This window comes from Paenibacillus sp. JNUCC-31 (genome assembly GCF_014844075.1).
Taxonomy (GTDB): Bacteria; Bacillota; Bacilli; order Paenibacillales; family Paenibacillaceae; genus Paenibacillus.
This window is the reverse complement of record NZ_CP062165.1, coordinates 4,439,023-4,456,368: the sequence shown is the minus strand read 5'-3', so window position 1 is coordinate 4,456,368 and position 17,346 is coordinate 4,439,023. Positions and strand designations below refer to the sequence as shown.

Here is a 17,346-nt window from a genome sequence, read left to right as displayed (position 1 = left end):
AAAGCGTTCCACACGTTTCTAGTTCTTTCGCATCACCCCCCTTCGAGTTCAAATAACAATACAAGAAAACGAATTATTTACATTTCCGTAACTATTGTTGAACAATTTCTTAACCTTTAAAAACAGTCAAATGGGCCCATATCTGTTCAACCAATTAATTCAATTAATTATCAGATTAAGGAATATTCCGCGATCCCCTGGGTTCAAAGTCTTTTTGAAACCGGAACTATTCCGGCCAATAAATAAATAGAAAATTAAAAAGCAACTGAGGTCCCCTTTAACAGGTTCTTCAGCTGCCTTTATGTTGGATTTTTCTTTACTTTTCCCTCCTCCAACGTGATTCCGTTCATTTCTCTCCACTGGTTACATTGGATTTCGGAATAACACGTAAAAAACCGCCCCAAACGGGGCGGCACAATCGGTTCCTATAGTTGAAGCTGTGCCAGAATTTGCGGGTCCTTGATTTTTTTATCTTCGGCAAGCAACATCACTTTTGACAAAATCTCAGCCGTTCTCGGATCTTCATCCAGGAATGGCAGGAAGATTCTGCCCCGATGCTGGCTGTGCACCGGCACGATGTGAAGTGCGCCCGTCGCCTGTTTGAACACATTGCCGCTGCCCAGATGAACGGCATACTCGCCCAGTTCACCATCAATTCGAGCATAATTTCCATCGAGACGTACGTTATCGACCTTCAACAGACGAAGCGACTCATTCACAATCACGTGACGCATCTCAATCGTGGTCAAGCTGGCTTCCGGATCTACGCCGCCAACATGGGCAACACTAACGACCAGATCGATGTCACGCATGACTTCCGAGAAGAAAACAGGAGGCACATCCTTCAACGCGACAGGTTTATACGTCTTCCGATCATAGAACTGCACCGTCTCCAGAGTAGGTGCTTCTGTATCTGCGGGCGAGAACCAGTCTGCCATGGCATAGAGATTGGCGATCAGATTATGCTCATAGCTAACCTTTTGCAGGCCTTCCTCATAACTGACTGTCCACTGGCGCCCTTTAAGCAGGGCAACTGATTTTTTCGGTTGAATCTGATAACCTGCATACCGACGGGATACGGTACCATTAGACAGCTCATCTTCATTCGGAAGATAGAGTTCACGGAACACCTGCTTGAATGGCTGCCGTTCCTGACGGTTGAACAGATCCCGTTGGAATTTGCCCCAGCTTCCACTCTGGAATAGATGCAATGGATGTGCAATCAGCAATGTATCCTGTTCCGCCAAGGTTTGAATCGAGCTATCTGTACCCGCCGAATCTGGAGCAATAAGACCACCAGAAGTTACATCGAAGCGTCCCAATTTGTCACCAGCCTGGAATACAAGGCTGCGAACCAGTGGACGAAGGATTGGATTCTGCATCAGATTGGAGATTTCCTCACGTGTGAAGAATGTTCCAGCCGTCATGGAACGCTCCAATTCCTGTCTTGCCCGGCGGTACTGATCCACCAGATCCGCCTTTAATTCTTTCAATTCGGTGATGTAACCATCTTTCTTGAACCGGGCAGGTACAGACTTAAGTGTCTTCCCTTTGCTCACGATGACCATTTCAGGCTGACCTTCTTCATCAATGACCAATTGGGCTGTGGTACTATCATCCAGTTCATGCGGCTCAAAATAGGATTTCATCTCATCCAGCTTGCGAGCTTCCATATCCCACATCAGCCGGGTAACATCAGCATATCCTGCATTACGGGCAAGGTTGCCGAGGGCAATCTGGGATACCAGTCCCTCGCTGGCTCGTCGCTGTGCGCCAAACTGCTTGCTCTGCATTAGAAACTTCTGTATGAAGTCGTACCGCTCACGCAGATCCTGTTCCCTTTCTTCCGTGAACGGAATCAGGCTGTAGGTCAACAAATGATCCTTATTGCGCTTCTCTTCCACGGATTCAAGCATATCTTCAAGTTTCAGCTTCCCAAGTGCTGCATCCGCGAACAGTTGTGATCTGCGGTGATTGGCTCCCCCGGAAATATACTTGGCACAATCGTACAACAGACTGAACCGTTCCTCACCGACGGCTTCATATGCCTCCTCAAACCAGGCGATATCAAATGCGCCTTCGTTAAAGTCCTGTGGCGAAATTGGAGAATAATGCGCCACAATAGTTTCTTTTTCAGCAGTGAAACGTTCATTAATGTGAGCATGGAAGTACCACGCTGCACTGCGCAGGCCTTCCCATCCCAGATGCTTCGCAACGATCTCCATCCATTGGGGCGCGTACATCGCGGCTTCCAACAATTTTTTTTCCTGAATGGGATGCTTCGCCAGCAATTGTCCCAACAGCAGTTCGTCCTCTCCAGCACGCGGATGGCAAACCTGGATCAGATGGCTGAACGTTTCTTTACGTGTCGTATTGTCACCGTAGCTGTAGATATATCCACGGACAAAGGTATCCTGATCCATGGCAGCAACAAGATGCACCCAATGCTCCATGCCTTCAATGCGCTCAAGCTTCATGGCCAGCGTACTTACTTCTGTTGAGAGCTCTCCTCGGGTCAACTCGATCTCCAAAATTCGTTCAACAACTGTTCTTCGCAGTTCTGCCAGTAACGGTTTCTCCGCAATCCAGTCAGACCGACTGGATGTCAATTCCCGAATAAACAGGGCACGGGACTCTCCGACAAGCAGCTGCTTGTAGACTTCCTGTGCATCAATGAAGCCCAGCTCGTAGGCACGCAGGTAATCGTTCAGCGTAAGGAAAGAACCTCGGTTACTGTCCCTATTTAATTGGTCGAATTGGCTTATAGTCTGAAAGTATCGCATGAAACTCTCATCGTCATGTACACGATCCCGGACAATATAAAACCATGGGCCGGACAAGAGAGCAAGTATGCCCGATTCCTTTTCCATTTGTTCCTCAGGCATCATTTTCATCAGCGCATACAATGTCCGCTCAGCGATTTCAAATGTATCTGACTTATCACTGTCCTCATACACGGCCTCAATCAGCGTTTTCACCTGATCTGAATAACGAAGCTCACTGACCATCTTTTTTAGGTCCTGGATATGCTGAACCGGATAGACCTCTTCGGCAAATTCCTTGCGCCACCCTTCCAACAGCCAGTGTTTCTCCAACTCACTGTAGTCGTACACGTTGGAATAGTATCGATAATAATGATCCAGCTTCTTATTCAGATCCTCCAAACGGATCGCAAACAACATTTGCAGCAGTTCCTTACTATCCAGACCACTCTTCTGCACATATTCTCCCCATATGTTATGGAGAGGGAACTGCTCCAATAATGCTATATCTTGCCGCTGATCATAAGGAATGAAGACCATAGCACGCAATGTCGCACCTACAAGCAAAGTTTCTTTGTAGCCCGCATAATATTCAGCCTCATATTCATGGTCTCTGTGCTCATGAAGCAACGCATCCAAACCTTCAAGAAACTGCTTCGCTTTTTCCAGGGAAAGGGTAAACAGGTCCTTCGGCTTAAAGCCGCCCAGATCACGTTCTTCCTGAAGCAGTGGATTTTCCCATGAAGGATCATACAGGCCGAAACCATTAGCCTCCGTATATCTGCTGCTCTGCTCTGTAAGCTTGTCCAGCAGCTTCTGCTCCTTGGCTGTTGGTGTCTTGATTAGTTCTATTAATGGTTGCATCTGCTCCTGCTGCTCCGAGCGCTGTGGATCTGCGGAGATCTCGGTCAGCAGTTCCAGCGCGCCCAATCGCTGCAGTTCACTTTTGGATTGCAGAAGTCGTTTCAACGATACCATCAACTGATCGGTTGGCTGAAGCAATAACACTTGAATAATCTTCTGACGCAGCGATCCCGTCTTCAGTTTGAGCAACGCCTCCATTTGCAGCATCTCTTCGGGCGTCAGCGTTAACAGCTTGGCTTTGAGCAGAGCATTCTCACGGTTGTTCATGCTCTTATCCGACAGACTGTCAAAAATAAACTGTCTTTGTACTTCAATCTCGGGATGATGGACAAACTGGGACAACAATTCGCCTCGCAAATCCGGGCTTAGCTTGTCTTTGAGCGCAATGACCTCGCCTATCCATTCCGGATCCATGTCATACGCAGCAAGGTACAGCATTTTTTTCACTACATCATCCGGATCGATCCGATATTGAACAAATTCAAGAACACCAGATGGTCCACCAGCCCCTCCCTGCGGAATGTAGGCCAGCATTTGTTTAAACAGATCAAAGTCTCGCCGACGTACAGCTTTATCCTCAAAAACGGGCAGTGGCCAGACGTGAACACTACGTTGATTCTCCCCATTTTCAAAGCTCCAGTTAAACATGTACATGGCATCATAATTCTCAATCACCCAATGCAGCAGCTCCAGATCCTGTACTTCAAGATACTGACGTGCCATGTTTAAGCGCAGCCCTCTGTTCTGACTGTTAGCAAGTACGTATTGAGCAACTATCTGCTGATATACTTTCCCGTGATCCATGATTTGGATGACTTTTCGCTCCAACTCATTCTCTTCGATGACTGCGGTTGCCCAGAGACTGATAAACAATTGATTTGCATTGGTACTTTGCTGCCACGCCTCTCGTACCGCAGGATCAGTCAATGCTTGATGCGCTTGTGTAATTAATTGCGCAGCAACACGCTGATTCGCCGCTTCAATTCCAATCCCTGTCCATACGGCGAGCGCCCTCACCACCGAACTGAACCGAATCAGGTTGTTGTCGATAATTATTTTTAATATGTATTTATACGCCTCAAGTGTTCCTTCGTCCATCCGTTCCACAATGCTTTGGCGCAGACCCTCTTGCAGTCTGGCTGCAACCAGCAATTCCCCAATCATCTGGTAGGCATCCGCCTGATCACTCATAAAGATACCTTTGATCATTTCAGTGGTCAGCAATCCATTTTGATTGTCGCCATAGATAATATCATGCAGCACCTGCTTCATATCTCCGGTTCCATGATCCAGTTCATAGGCAATGCAATCCGGCAAGACCGCTCTGATCTCATGAAAATAATCAAACTTGTATTCCCGCATGGATACATATTCGTTCAGAGAAAAGCCATGCATCTCCATACGAAACAAGGCAATCATTTTACGAAGAACCTGTCCAATATGCTGTTCGGGATCGGTCGTACGAAATGGTCTGCGCTCATAATTTTTACTATAAGGAAAATTCACTGCTCGTTCTGCAATATAACGGAAACGTGCCAGGAATGTATCACTGACCAGATGCTCCAGCACATCAAGCAAAGGACGGAACAATGACGATTGCGTCTCCACAGCCACACGCTTCAATAGTTCATCTGTATTCAAATAGGCCTTTTCGTCTTCGCGCAAATAAGTGAATCCAGCCATCTCTGCAACATAGCCCGCAAGCTCCTGCTCTACACCATCCAGCGACTTCAGCTTTCCCTGCAAATCATGTTGATACTGTCGAACGTTATCTTCCTGGGTCATTCCAATCTCCTCCTCGTCACTCTCTACCACAGACGCCCGGCAAGCATTGTAAAGCGGATAAACACCACGTTATCGTCTTCCCGCAAGATTAGCGGCTCGTCCAGTCCCAGCAGCTCTTCATCATTGAGAAACACTTTAAATAACCCATCTTCATATGCGGTTACAGCTGTATCCATGGCGCCTTCTACATGGGGAATCCCTTGGTTGTAAATTGCACCAAAGCCCACTTTTCCCGTAGTCCCCTGCTCCTGAATGTCCTCTGGCATCAGGTATGCAAGCCATTCCGCATCATGTTTCTTTTCCTGAAGAACCTTAACCTGCTGAGCCACCATGTTCTTAATAAGCTGTCTCAACGTATCGGTTGTTTCCGGAAGTTCGGCAGCTTGTTTGGCAAGTGCCGGCTTGCGTCTACCCAGACTTTTCACCGTAATCCATACGTTCACTGCTTTCCCTCCTATGTACTGCCTTATATTAATAAGAAGCTTCTATACAGTCCTTATATCTATACCACCATGGATAATGGACCTAACTTAATCATCAGCTTGTTTCATTACCCACTCCAAAACACGTACATATGTGCCCCTAATTAATATCATAACGAATATTCCAGCCATATTCATGGGCCAATCCTCATGTTTAGCTGGAACCTCGGAACTATTGCATTTCTACGTTTAATACGCAAAAAAAGCCGTGCAGTCTCATATAAATATGGGACTACACAGCCGTTAAGCTCTTCATCAGACACTCATAGTGTTATTCGACTCGTATTACTCACCTGACTAATCGTAAAGGATGAATGGTTACTGCGACCGTCTTGAATCCTGGCATACGGCAATATGGATCCAATTCGGGTCTTGTTGCCCGATTCACATTCTGAACACCACCCCAGTGCATCGGCACGAACAAGGTATCTTCTCGAATATATGCTTTGACTCGCGCACGAACGGTGAAGCTCCCGTACACCGATTGTATTTCTACCCATTCACCATCCAGTACACGATTACGGGCTGCGGTAGCCGGATGAAGTTCAACGAAGTTCTCCAATTCACGAGCTGCGAGCGCTGCACTTCGATGTGTCTGAACCCCTGTCAGGTAATGAGGAAGCACACGTCCATTGGTGAGAATCAAGGGGAATTCCGGGGATACTTCATTCCAGCCCGGGCTTAACTCGGCTGTAAATACAGCTTTGCCATCCGGGTGGGCAAACCGCTCACTGAATAGCAACCCTTCCCCCTGTTCCCCTGGAGCAGGACATGGCCAGTATACCCCCTTTTCGTTACGCAGACGCTCATAGGTTATCCCATAATAATCAGCGATCCCCCCGCGGCTGGCTACCCTAAGCTCATTAAATATGTCTTCAGCACAATCATATTGAAAGTAAGTGCCTTTGCCCAATTCTGCAGCAATTCGGCACAAAACATCCCAATCATTAAGCGTTTCTCCGGGGGAAGGTCGGCCTTGTTCTCGCAACAAAACACGTCCTTCCAGATTGGTCAGTGTACCTTCATTCTCCAGATAGGCCGTGACCGGGAGAACCAGATCGGCCAATCGGGCTGTCTCCGACAGAAACATATCTGCCACCACCAGGAAATCCAGTTTACGTAGTGCCTCCTCCACCAAACGCACATTGGGATTGGATACCACCGGATTCGACCCCATCACAAGCAGTGCCCGAATATCCTGATTATGCACACGCTCCATCATCTCGTAGGCCGAGACCCCTTTTCCCGGTAAACTTGCCGGGTCCACTCCCCAGACTGAAGCTACATAGGCACGATCTGCTTCATTTTCGATGGAGCGATAGCCAGGCAGCTGGTCGGCCTTTTGCCCATGCTCCCGCCCGCCTTGCCCATTCCCCTGACCTGTGATGGCCCCGTATCCGCAGCCTGGTTTGCCAATTTTGCCAGTCGCCAGAACCAAATTCAGAAAATGTCTGACTGCCAAATGACCGTCCGTTTGCTGCTCCACTCCCCGCGCTGTCATAATCATTCCAGTGTCTGCTTTACCGTATGCCATTGCTGCCTGACGAACCTGAGCCAGATCAACCCCACATGCCGCTGCGGCCTGCTCCAGTTGTAAATCTGCCAAAACATACGTTAATTGTTCGTATCCATGGGTTCTATCTTCTATAAAATGAGGGTCCACTAGGCCGGCATCCATAATCACCTTCAGCATCATATTTGCCAGCAAAGCATCCATCCCGGGTTTCACTTGCAAGTGAAGATCGGCCATCGCCGCGGTGGCGGTTCTCCGCGGATCAATAACAATAATGAAAGCCCCATTCTCCTTTGCCTGATTGAAGTATGGCAGCAGGGTTGGCTGACACTCCGCAATGTTGGTGCCTGCCAGTATAATGCAGCTCGCTTTGGGAATATCGGATAACCGGAACGTCAGTCCACGGTCCATGCCGAATACTTTGCTCCCGGCAGATGCTGCGGCTGACATGCAGAATCGTCCATTGTAATCGATGTATTTTGTACCTATTGCAACTCTTGCGAATTTCCCAAGAAGATATGCTGTTTCATTTGTCAAAGATCCGCCTCCGTATACCCCAATCGTATCTGCTCCATAGTCATCTTTCATACTCTGAAATTGCTTTACGATATATTGGATGGCCTCTTCCCAGGAACACGTCTCAAGTTCGCCATTGCGACGGATTAAAGGGTGCAGCAATCGTTGCCCACTGAGCGCATGCTGATGTGCATTCATGCCTTTAACACACAATCTGCCCTGGGAGGCTTCATTCGGAACGCCCTGAACCGAATACTCCCCACGATGCTCTCCCTTAACAGGTTCAGCAAGTGCTTCAACTGTCATTTTGCATTGCACACTGCAATACGGACATTGAGTCTCCTTTACAAGAAGCCTTGAAGCTGTCAGTTCTGAATTCACGGGTAATTTCATTTCCCCATCCCTGCCTTTCAGCTATGATACCCATCGCAAGTTCCTTCTGGAACTGATCATCCAAAAGCGTTTCCCGAATCGCCATAAATCCCAATCGCTCCGTCCATGCCCATAATGGTTCATCATACCAAGCAGTTTGACGGTACCACTGCAGGCAGGCAGTTGCGAGCAATGCTGCTTGCAGCTCTGTTTCTGCAACGCCGAGCAATCTGCCTTCCTTGACTGGATGCTCCGCATGTCCGCCTGCGTAAATTTCCCACCCTACAGGAGAAGCCAGCAAGCCAAGGTCCTGAACCAGTGCACTCACCAATGAGCCAGGCCGAGGTGCAATACCCACGTTCACGGGGGATGGCATATGTGCGTCTGTCCAGCTCGAACAAAGTTTCGCCGCCAAGTCTCCCACATCCAGGGTGTAGGATGACAAAGGAATACCATCATCCCAGCGGATCTGAATTTCATGTTTACGCTTGATTCCGGCCTCCATAAATTGCTGCTGCATACCTCCCCGCCCAGCAGCCGGATGTTCATCAGCTATCGTCACCCGCTCATTCATCGTTGAAGTGGATACCTGCAAGTAATAGTGGATCGAAGGACGACATACCGTGCATCCTTGCTCTGTGGCCCAATCCAGTTTCTGTAAGATCAAGGTTATGTCTATCTGCCGAGTTATCACAGGTTGATGATGTAATATATCCATGTGTTCTTCTCTAAGAATGTGATCCAGCGATTCCTTCAGTCCGGCGTGGCTAAGATCTGTACAGCTGCATACTGGCATTACAGACTTTTCCTCCAGTTGGGTTACCGTACCCGCACCGCCGTTATTCTTCTGATTATGTGTGTGTTTCACCAGAGCAGCAACCATGGGGCGACATCCACCGCATGACCCTGAAGCTTTGGTTTGCTCCCTTACCTGATCTGCCGTCTGAAGACCCTGCTCCTGAATAGCCTTCATGATGACGGCCTTGGTCACATTGTTGCAGGCACATACGGTCTCCTGATCCGGAAGTGCAGCAGCTGCCATTTCGGCAGGGTCGGGGGCATCCTCGCGTGGAGCCAGTTCCGCGACCTCTGCCCCGCGTTGCACCAGTCCCAGCAATGCAGTCCCCTCAGCCGTATCCCCGAACAAAATGGCTCCACGCACCTTACCAGCCTTCATCAGCACTTTTTTGTATGTGCCGCGAATCCCGTCCAGCGTTTGAATAGCAGTCTGCAGTCCTTCACCACTGATCTCACCCGCTGAGAAAACATCGACCCCCGATACTTTCAACTGGGAGTATGGAATTGATCCCTTATATTCCGGCGTGTCCTGCCCACATAATGTACGTGCGAGGACCTTTCCCTGTTCGTATAACGGGGCCACCAGACCATAACTGATCCCTCGATGTTCAGCACATTCCCCAACCGCGTATATACCCGGTACACTCGTACGCATATAGTCATCGACCACGATCGCCCGATTCGTAGCAATCCCACTACGCCTGGCCAGATCCACATTTGGGCGAATGCCCACAGCCACAACAACAACCTGAGCCTCAAGCTTGGAACCATCAGTAAAAAGGAGACCTTGGGCCTGCGAACGACCGATAATTTTCTGAGTATTTTTCGCCAAAAGGAAGGTCATCCCCTGAGCCTCAAGCTCCTGCTGAAGCATCGAGGCAGCCTTCAGATCCAGCTGTCGGTTCATAATATAAGGTGCGTTGTGCACCACCACCGCTTCCATGCCCAGATGCAGCAATCCACGTGCAGCCTCCAACCCAAGCAATCCCCCACCAATTACCGCTGCCTTACGATACTCTTTCGAATACTCCGACATGCGTGTACAATCATCGATCGTGCGGAAGGACATGACCCTCTCTTTATCTATGCCGGGAATCGGTGGAACAAACGGAGAAGATCCAGTTGCCAGTATCAGAATATCGTATGTTTCCCTTATGCCGGATTCAGTCTCTATATAGTTCGCCTGAGTATTGATCCTGTGCACCATTTCTCCTGTACAGAGCCGAATACCATGCTCCTTATACCAATTCCAATCATTAATAATGATATCCTGTAGCGAATGTTCACCCTGCAACACTTTCGACAACATAATGCGATTGTAATTGGGACGGGGTTCATTCCCATAGATCACAATCTCATAACTGTCAGGCTCCAGTGCAATAATCTCTTCTACACATTTCACACCGGCCATACCATTCCCGATAATCACCAGTTTCTTTTTGCTCATGGGCTGCCCCCTAATCTCTGTAACACATCTGAAAATAAACAGAAAAATCCCTTCTCCATATATCGGAAAAGGGCACCGTTGCCTCCGGAATCCACACGCCATTGTGTAGACTCATAATAGATTCAGATTAAGGTAATCTCAAACATATGTCAACAACATTAACATTGTGATTATAAAAATCATAAAAAATCAAAATATTTTAAATTCCATGTAAATTTTGTTGACATATTTAATTTCCCTTTTTATAATTTGAATCAAAATCACAGTGCTGTGATCAACTCAGGTGCGGGAACACAATGACGTGTACCGCCTGTCGGCAACGGGGCCGCAAATCGTTCTTATCAGGACGAATTGCGGCCTTTTTCTGCCTGAACATGCACATAGACAAGTCTCGAAGATCTCAATTGGATGAGGAGCGATGATGGATGATGGAGAGTAAAAGTTTTTGGAAGAGCGGGCATAAGCCTACCCTGTTCGGGGCGTTTATGTATTTTGACATCAGTTTTATGATATGGGGTATGCTTGGTCCACTCGCGGTAGTGATTGCCCTGGATTATCCAATGACACCATTGGAAAAAGCCAATCTGGTGGCCTTGCCTATTCTTGGCGGCTCAATTCTGCGACTTGTACTTGGCTTCCTGTCCGATTATATCGGGCCGAAGCTGACCGCACAGATCGGGATGCTCGTCACACTTGTGCCTCTGCTACTGGGCTGGCTATGGGTTGACTCCCTGAGCCAACTGTATGTAGTAGCTCTCTTGCTTGGTGTAGCAGGCGCCTCCTTTGCTGCTGCTCTTCCTTTGGCAGGACAGTGGTATCCCAAGGAGCATCAGGGTCTGGCCATGGGTATTGCTGGGGCAGGTAACAGCGGAACAGTACTCGCAACGTTGTTTGCCAATCGCTTGGCTACCCATTATGGCAGCTGGGAAGTGGTATTTGGACTGGCAATTATCCCCATCACAATCGTATTTATTCTCTTTTCTCTCTTTGCTCGTAACAGCCCCAACCGGCCTGAACCAAAGAAACTGTCTCAATACGGAAGTCTGCTGAAACAAAAGGATGCATGGGTATTCTGTGCCTTTTATTGTGTTACCTTTGGTGGCTTCGTGGGGTTATGCAACTATCTGACCATCTTCTTCAACACCCAGTATGGCCTTTCTCCAGTTCATGCCGCGGACATTACCACATTCTGTGTGATCGCAGGCAGTTTCTTCCGGCCTGTCGGGGGTTACCTGGCTGACAAAATTGGCGGAACACGCATGCTGACCTTTCTGTACACAGGAGCATGTATCATGCTGATTGGCGTGTCCTTCATGCCACCACTTCCCGTTGTGGTCGTCATGTTGTTCCTTGGCATGATGTGTCTTGGTGCCGGGAATGGCTCCGTGTTCCAACTGGTTCCCCAACGATTCGGCAACGAGATTGGACTGATGACTGGTATTGTAGGTGCCGCTGGCGGATTGGGCGGATATGCATTGCCCCTCATTCTCGGTCAACTGTACAGTTCCTACCACTCCTATACACCCGGCTTTGTCATTCTTAGTCTGATTGCGGCTGCGTCCATGTTCCTCGTTCTCATCATGCAATCGCGTTGGCGTGTCAGCTGGCTGAATAAAAGCAGCAAGAGCATCACTGAATCTCCGTCCCTCACGTCCTAATTATTCTGATCATCCCTTATGAGATCCTGAGTATTAGGAGTATTCGTCCGCAGTCTGCTGTATACAAATATAGATAATCAACACCACGCCGAACGGGGCTGTCCCATTAGTCATGAACATGACGGTGGACGCCCCTTTGTCGCGTTATTTTAGTCTAATGAATCTGGCACACACTATTTGCTCCCATTTGCACAGTTCTGAGATGTAACGAATCACACAGACGTTAATTCGTCGATTGGATTCATATTCAGATCCCACTATTCAGGATGAATATTTCTGCAAAATGATGACCGCATTATGACCACCAAAGCCAAATGAGTTGGACATACCAATCTTCAGATCAGCTTCTCGTGCAACGTTGGGTACATAATCGAGATCACATTCCGGGTCGCTGTGCTCCTGATTGATTGTCGGTGGAATGATACCGCTACGCAAGCTTTGAATGAGCGATATGGCTTCTGCTCCACCCGCTGCACCCAGCATATGTCCGGTCATTGATTTGTTTGCCGTTACCGGAATAGTATAGGCTTCTGCACCGAACAGCTGCTTGATCGCTCTGGTCTCGGAGAGATCACCCGCTTCGGTACTCGTAGCATGAGCATTAATGACATCGATCTCATGCGGCTGAAGCTGTGCATCTGCCAAAGCGGCTTTCATAGCCAAGTATGCACCGCGCCCTTCCGGATGGGTGGCGACCATATGATACGCATCTGAACTGGCACCATAACCAACAATCTCCGCAAGGATATTTGCGCCTCTCGCAAGGGCATGAGACAAGGACTCCACAACCAAGACTCCGGCGCCCTCAGCCATGACAAAACCATCTCTGCCAGCATCAAATGGTCGACTCGCCCCTTCATACGCATCGTTTCGTGTAGATAGTGCCGTCGCGTTGCCAAAGCTTGCAAGCGATACTTCGGTGACAGCTGCCTCCGTCCCACCAGCAAAAATGACATCTGCCCCACCATGACGGATCAGCCGGAAGGCCTCACCTATCGCTGTATTACCGATCGAACAGGCCGTCACCGGTGATAGAGTAGGACCCCAACATCCAAATCTCATGCTCACCATGGCTGCAGCCATATTGGATATCATCATAGGCACCAGAGTTGGACTGACTCGGGAAGGCCCACGCTCAGACAGGAGCTTGCCTTGTTCCATCAGAGTCTGGATTCCGCCGATCCCTGAACCGATATATACGCCAACCCGCTCCCTGTCCACATGATCCATCACAAGACCGGAGTCAGCCAGAGCCTGATCCGCTGCCGCAACAGCAAATTGCACGAACCGGTCCATGCGCCGAGCTTCCTTCCGTCCAAAGCGCCCCTCTCCGTCAAAATCACGGACTGCTCCCGCTATCTTCGTTTTGTAGGATGTTGTATCGAACGACTCAATAGGCGAAACCCCAGATTTGCCTTCTACCAAGCCATTCCAAAATGGTTGCACATCATTCCCCAAAGGAGAGATAATCCCCATTCCTGTAATAACTACACGCTCCATAATGCATCCTCCTTTAGTGCTCCTTGAATAATTGTTTAATTAAGTTATGCACTTATATTGCCATTCGTATTATCCTATTACAAGTTGTCAAATATAATAGTATAATCACTACCATGATAAACTAATGATCGAAGGTGATGGATTGAACCATGATGTCAGGCTACAGGCATTGTCCGCATTTCTAAAAAACCAGCGATCCAAAATTTCTCCCGAGTCCGTCGGTTTACCCGCAGGCTCGCGTCGAAGAACGCCTGGATTAAGAAGAGAAGAAGTATCCCAATTGGCAGGCGTAAGCACAACGTGGTACACCTGGCTTGAACAAGGCCGGGATATTCAGGTATCTCATTCGGTGTTGGACAATATTGCGTCAGCTCTCAGGCTCACCTCGGACGAACGGAAGTACTTGTTTTCCCTTGCGCTGGAGTACCATTCGGAACTTCATATCCTGGATGAGAAGCCACTCCAAATTCCTCCTTCCTTGCAAAAAATATTGCAGGAACTTCGCAATTGCCCCACGATCATCTCGGATCGACGCTGTCACATTGTGGGCTGGAATGAAGCCGCCCGGCATGTGTTTATGGATTTTGAACAGATTCCTGCGGAACAGCGGAACATGATCAGCTTGTTGTTTGAACGAAAGGAATTTCGGAGACTGGCCGTCAATTGGGAAGATTTTGTTAGCGGCTTCCTGGCTATTTTCCGTGCTTATTACGGTCAATATGTTGATGATGAATGGTATAACATGTTTTTGGACGACATGATGGACAGATATCCTGATTTTCACATCCTCTGGAAACAAAGCAGTGTCAGTAGTGCCCCGGATGTATTGATTGAATTTAGACATTCCAAAGCTGGCAAAATGCTTTTTGATCTTACTTCACTACAGGTTCAAGGAAATGTTGATCTGCGATGCAGCATCTACACACCTGCAATAGACACAGCTACCGAGCGGAAATTGATCCGTCTCATGGAACCGAAGGCAGAACACGACTCTGATAAGAGCTGATGCTGTTCTTCCCATTCACATCGTACTGCATGTAAAAGAAGACCCAGGCAAATGAGCCTGGGTCTTCTTGTTTCTTTTGAAACATACCTTTAAAATTATTTCATTTGCAGGTTAACAGCGTTTTATTTGAAAGCCGGGATCGCAATATCCGCATACTTCTCTTCAAAGAAAGCTTTCACTTCTGGACCCGCCATACGCTTCGCCAGCTTCTGAATGGCTTCTGAATCCTTGTTATCTTCCCGGGCAACCAAGGTAATGGCAAAATGGGAATCATCCTTCTCGGTGAACAGCGCATCCTTCTTCGGTGTAAGCCCCAGCGGACTCGCATAGGCCGGAGTCATGGCAACCAGATCAACATCATCCAACATGCGAGCGAGCATCAACAGATCTACTTCCTTGAACTTGAAGTTCTTCGTGTTTTCGGTGATGTCTGCTTGCGTTGCATTGAAACCGACGCCTTCTTTCAGCTTGATCAGGCCGTTCTGTTCCATCATGACCAGCGAGCGCCCAATGTTGGACGGATCGTTGGCAATTGCCACCGTTGCACCTTCGGGCAATTCTTCAATAGACTTAACCTTTTTGGAATAGGCTCCGTAAATGGCATTGTAGATCGGTTGCACAGCGACCAGATTCGCGTTATTCGCTTCATTGTATTGATTCATATAAGGCACATGCTGGAAAAAGTTCGCATCCACTTCCTTATTCGCCAGTGCAGTGTTGGGTTGAACGTTATCCGAAAGTACCACAACTTCCAGTTTAACGCCATCTTCTTTCAGCAATGGCTTCACAATATCCAGCACATCCGTCATTGGCGGAATCAAAGTAGCTACTTTCAATGTCACTTCTTGTCCGGCTTGACTGCCTTCCTTGTTTCCCTCCGCCGCAGGTGTTTCTTCTTTTTTGCCGCATCCGACTGCCACCAGCATCACTGCCAACAGCATGAGCATTAGTTTTGCTTTCATCTGTATATACCCCTTCATCATGTAATCTGTATTGGTCATACTGTATTTCATTCTTTCTTTGCTGGCCTGTCCTTCTTCAGGATCTGCGATCAAGCCAGCGGGACAATCTGCTGCCTGTAAATTGGATCATCTGTACCAGGATAATCATAATGATAATGGTAAATACCATGATCTCCGTCTCGAATCGCTGATAACCGTAACGAATGGCAAAATCACCAACACCGCCACCACCCACAATACCCATGACCGTAGAGTATGAGATAAAGCTGATGGTTGCCGTCGTTAAACCGAGGACGAGTCCTGAGCGAGCCTCCACATACAGGAATTTCAACACTAGCTGCATGGTCGATGCGCCCATGGAAGAGGCAGCTTCAACTACCCCCTTCGGTACATCAAGCAATGCCTGTTCTACCAGTCTGGCGTAATAAGCAACTGCGATGACCGATAACGGCACGGTTGCCGCAAGCGTCCCGATGGATGTTCCAACGACCAGACGTGTGAACGGAATCATAAATACGACGAGCAGCAGAAACGGGAAGGAACGAATGATGTTGACGAGACTTCCCAGAATCATGAACAGAGGTCGATTCTGATACCGTTGCCCTTTTCTGAACAGATACAACAGTGTACCCAGAGGCAACCCGATTAACACGGCCGCTGTGATGGAGATACCCACCATAACAAAGGTCTCCCCGATGGCCTGCCAAATTTCATGCTGATACTTCACAACGGACTCAGGTATCATCATTATTGTCCTCCCCGTTATGAAGAGAAGTATTAGGTCCACTCATGGATGATGCATCTTCACCCATCAGCAACGATGTCAGCAGATCAGGCTTCGGTACCGGTATGCTGCGGACTTCCGCCTCCGATAACGTTTTGACAATCCGTCCCTCCTTCATCACCGATATCCGGTCACAGAGCTTTCGGGCAACCTCCATCTCATGTGTAACGAGCACAATGGTCACACCCAGCGTCTCATTGACGTGTCGCAGCACTTCCAGAATTCCGCTCGTTGTCTGCGGATCGAGCGAAGATGTCGGTTCATCACAGAGCAGCACATCCGGACGGCTGGCAAGTGCTCTGGCGATGGCCACACGCTGCTTTTGACCTCCGCTTAACTGTGCAGGATACTGATTCGCCTTATCCTCAAGTCCGACAAATCTCAAGACTTCATGTCCCCGCACAACCCGTTCGGAACGGGAGACACCCGCAAGTTCCAGAGGCATACAGACATTGCCGCTCACGGTCCGATTGCTGACCAGATTGAAGTGCTGAAAAATCATGCCAATGGTCCTCCGCACCTGACGCAGACTCTGCTCACTCATCCGGGTTAGATGCTGCCCGTTCACAATAACTTCGCCGTCATCCGGCCTCTCCAATCCATTGAGCATGCGCAGAAGCGTAGATTTCCCCGCACCACTGGAGCCGATAATGCCGTGGATCTCTCCCTGGCCTACTTCTAGGGACACCGAGCTTAGCGCCTCGAATCCCTGATCTTCACGGGACCCACGCTCGTTATATCGCTTGCTTACCCCGTATAATGAAATCATGGGAGATTCCTCCTGCGATTGATCGTACATGGTCCTTCAAGAACACATGAAGAAAGCCCGCACAGCCGATAAGACCGGAGCGCGAGCAATCCTGTTTATTTATAATAAATCATCATCCCCCATGAAAC

General features: G+C 48.5%; 10 protein-coding genes. 2 read left to right on the top strand and 8 right to left on the bottom strand.

Annotated elements, in window-relative coordinates:
• Window positions 1–425: 425 nt before the first annotated feature.
• From JNUCC31_RS19415 to nirB, 4 genes are all read right to left on the bottom strand, one after another.
• Window positions 426–5,411 carry a DUF4132 domain-containing protein gene (locus JNUCC31_RS19415; protein ID WP_192263502.1) on the bottom strand — a complete coding sequence of 1,662 codons (4,986 nt, stop codon included), beginning with the start codon at window positions 5,409–5,411 and terminating at the stop codon, window positions 426–428.
• Window positions 5,412–5,434: 23 nt separating this feature from the next.
• On the bottom strand, window positions 5,435–5,854 hold the full coding sequence (locus tag JNUCC31_RS19410; protein WP_192263500.1) for a hypothetical protein: 420 nt from the start codon (window positions 5,852–5,854) through the stop codon (window positions 5,435–5,437).
• A gap of 328 nt (window positions 5,855–6,182) precedes the next feature.
• On the bottom strand, window positions 6,183–8,315 hold the full coding sequence (gene nasC, locus JNUCC31_RS19405; RefSeq protein ID WP_192263498.1) for an assimilatory nitrate reductase catalytic subunit NasC: 2,133 nt from the start codon (window positions 8,313–8,315) through the stop codon (window positions 6,183–6,185).
• Window positions 8,218–10,539 (bottom strand): nitrite reductase large subunit NirB, encoded by a 2,322-nt coding sequence (gene nirB / locus JNUCC31_RS19400; RefSeq protein WP_192263496.1) that lies wholly within the window; start codon window positions 10,537–10,539, stop codon window positions 8,218–8,220. Before nirB ends, nasC begins: the two co-directional genes overlap by 98 nt.
• Before the next feature lie 428 nt (window positions 10,540–10,967).
• On the opposite strand from nirB, the gene JNUCC31_RS19395 reads away from it, so the two are divergent.
• Entirely contained in the window at window positions 10,968–12,197 is a 1,230-nt protein-coding gene (locus JNUCC31_RS19395) for a nitrate/nitrite transporter (RefSeq protein WP_192273155.1), read from the top strand.
• A 261-nt stretch (window positions 12,198–12,458) separates the two neighbouring features.
• Here JNUCC31_RS19395 and fabF read toward each other — a convergent pair whose 3' ends face one another.
• Complete coding sequence (gene fabF, locus JNUCC31_RS19390; protein WP_192263494.1) at window positions 12,459–13,697, bottom strand: beta-ketoacyl-ACP synthase II; 1,239 nt, start codon at window positions 13,695–13,697, stop codon at window positions 12,459–12,461.
• 142 nt (window positions 13,698–13,839) lie between these two features.
• On the opposite strand from fabF, the gene JNUCC31_RS19385 reads away from it, so the two are divergent.
• Window positions 13,840–14,703 (top strand): helix-turn-helix transcriptional regulator, encoded by an 864-nt coding sequence (locus JNUCC31_RS19385; RefSeq protein ID WP_192273153.1) that lies wholly within the window; start codon window positions 13,840–13,842, stop codon window positions 14,701–14,703.
• 122 nt (window positions 14,704–14,825) lie between these two features.
• On the opposite strand, the gene JNUCC31_RS19380 is transcribed toward JNUCC31_RS19385, so the two are convergent.
• The 3 genes from JNUCC31_RS19380 to JNUCC31_RS19370 all read right to left on the bottom strand — a co-directional run bounded on the left by JNUCC31_RS19380 (window position 14,826) and on the right by JNUCC31_RS19370 (window position 17,218).
• Window positions 14,826–15,665 (bottom strand): MetQ/NlpA family ABC transporter substrate-binding protein, encoded by an 840-nt coding sequence (locus tag JNUCC31_RS19380; protein ID WP_192263492.1) that lies wholly within the window; start codon window positions 15,663–15,665, stop codon window positions 14,826–14,828.
• A gap of 76 nt (window positions 15,666–15,741) precedes the next feature.
• Complete coding sequence (locus JNUCC31_RS19375) at window positions 15,742–16,413, bottom strand: methionine ABC transporter permease (RefSeq protein WP_192263490.1); 672 nt, start codon at window positions 16,411–16,413, stop codon at window positions 15,742–15,744.
• Window positions 16,400–17,218 carry a methionine ABC transporter ATP-binding protein gene (locus tag JNUCC31_RS19370; protein WP_192263488.1) on the bottom strand — a complete coding sequence of 273 codons (819 nt, stop codon included), beginning with the start codon at window positions 17,216–17,218 and terminating at the stop codon, window positions 16,400–16,402. Before JNUCC31_RS19370 ends, JNUCC31_RS19375 begins: the two co-directional genes overlap by 14 nt.
• Window positions 17,219–17,346: the final 128 nt, after the last annotated feature.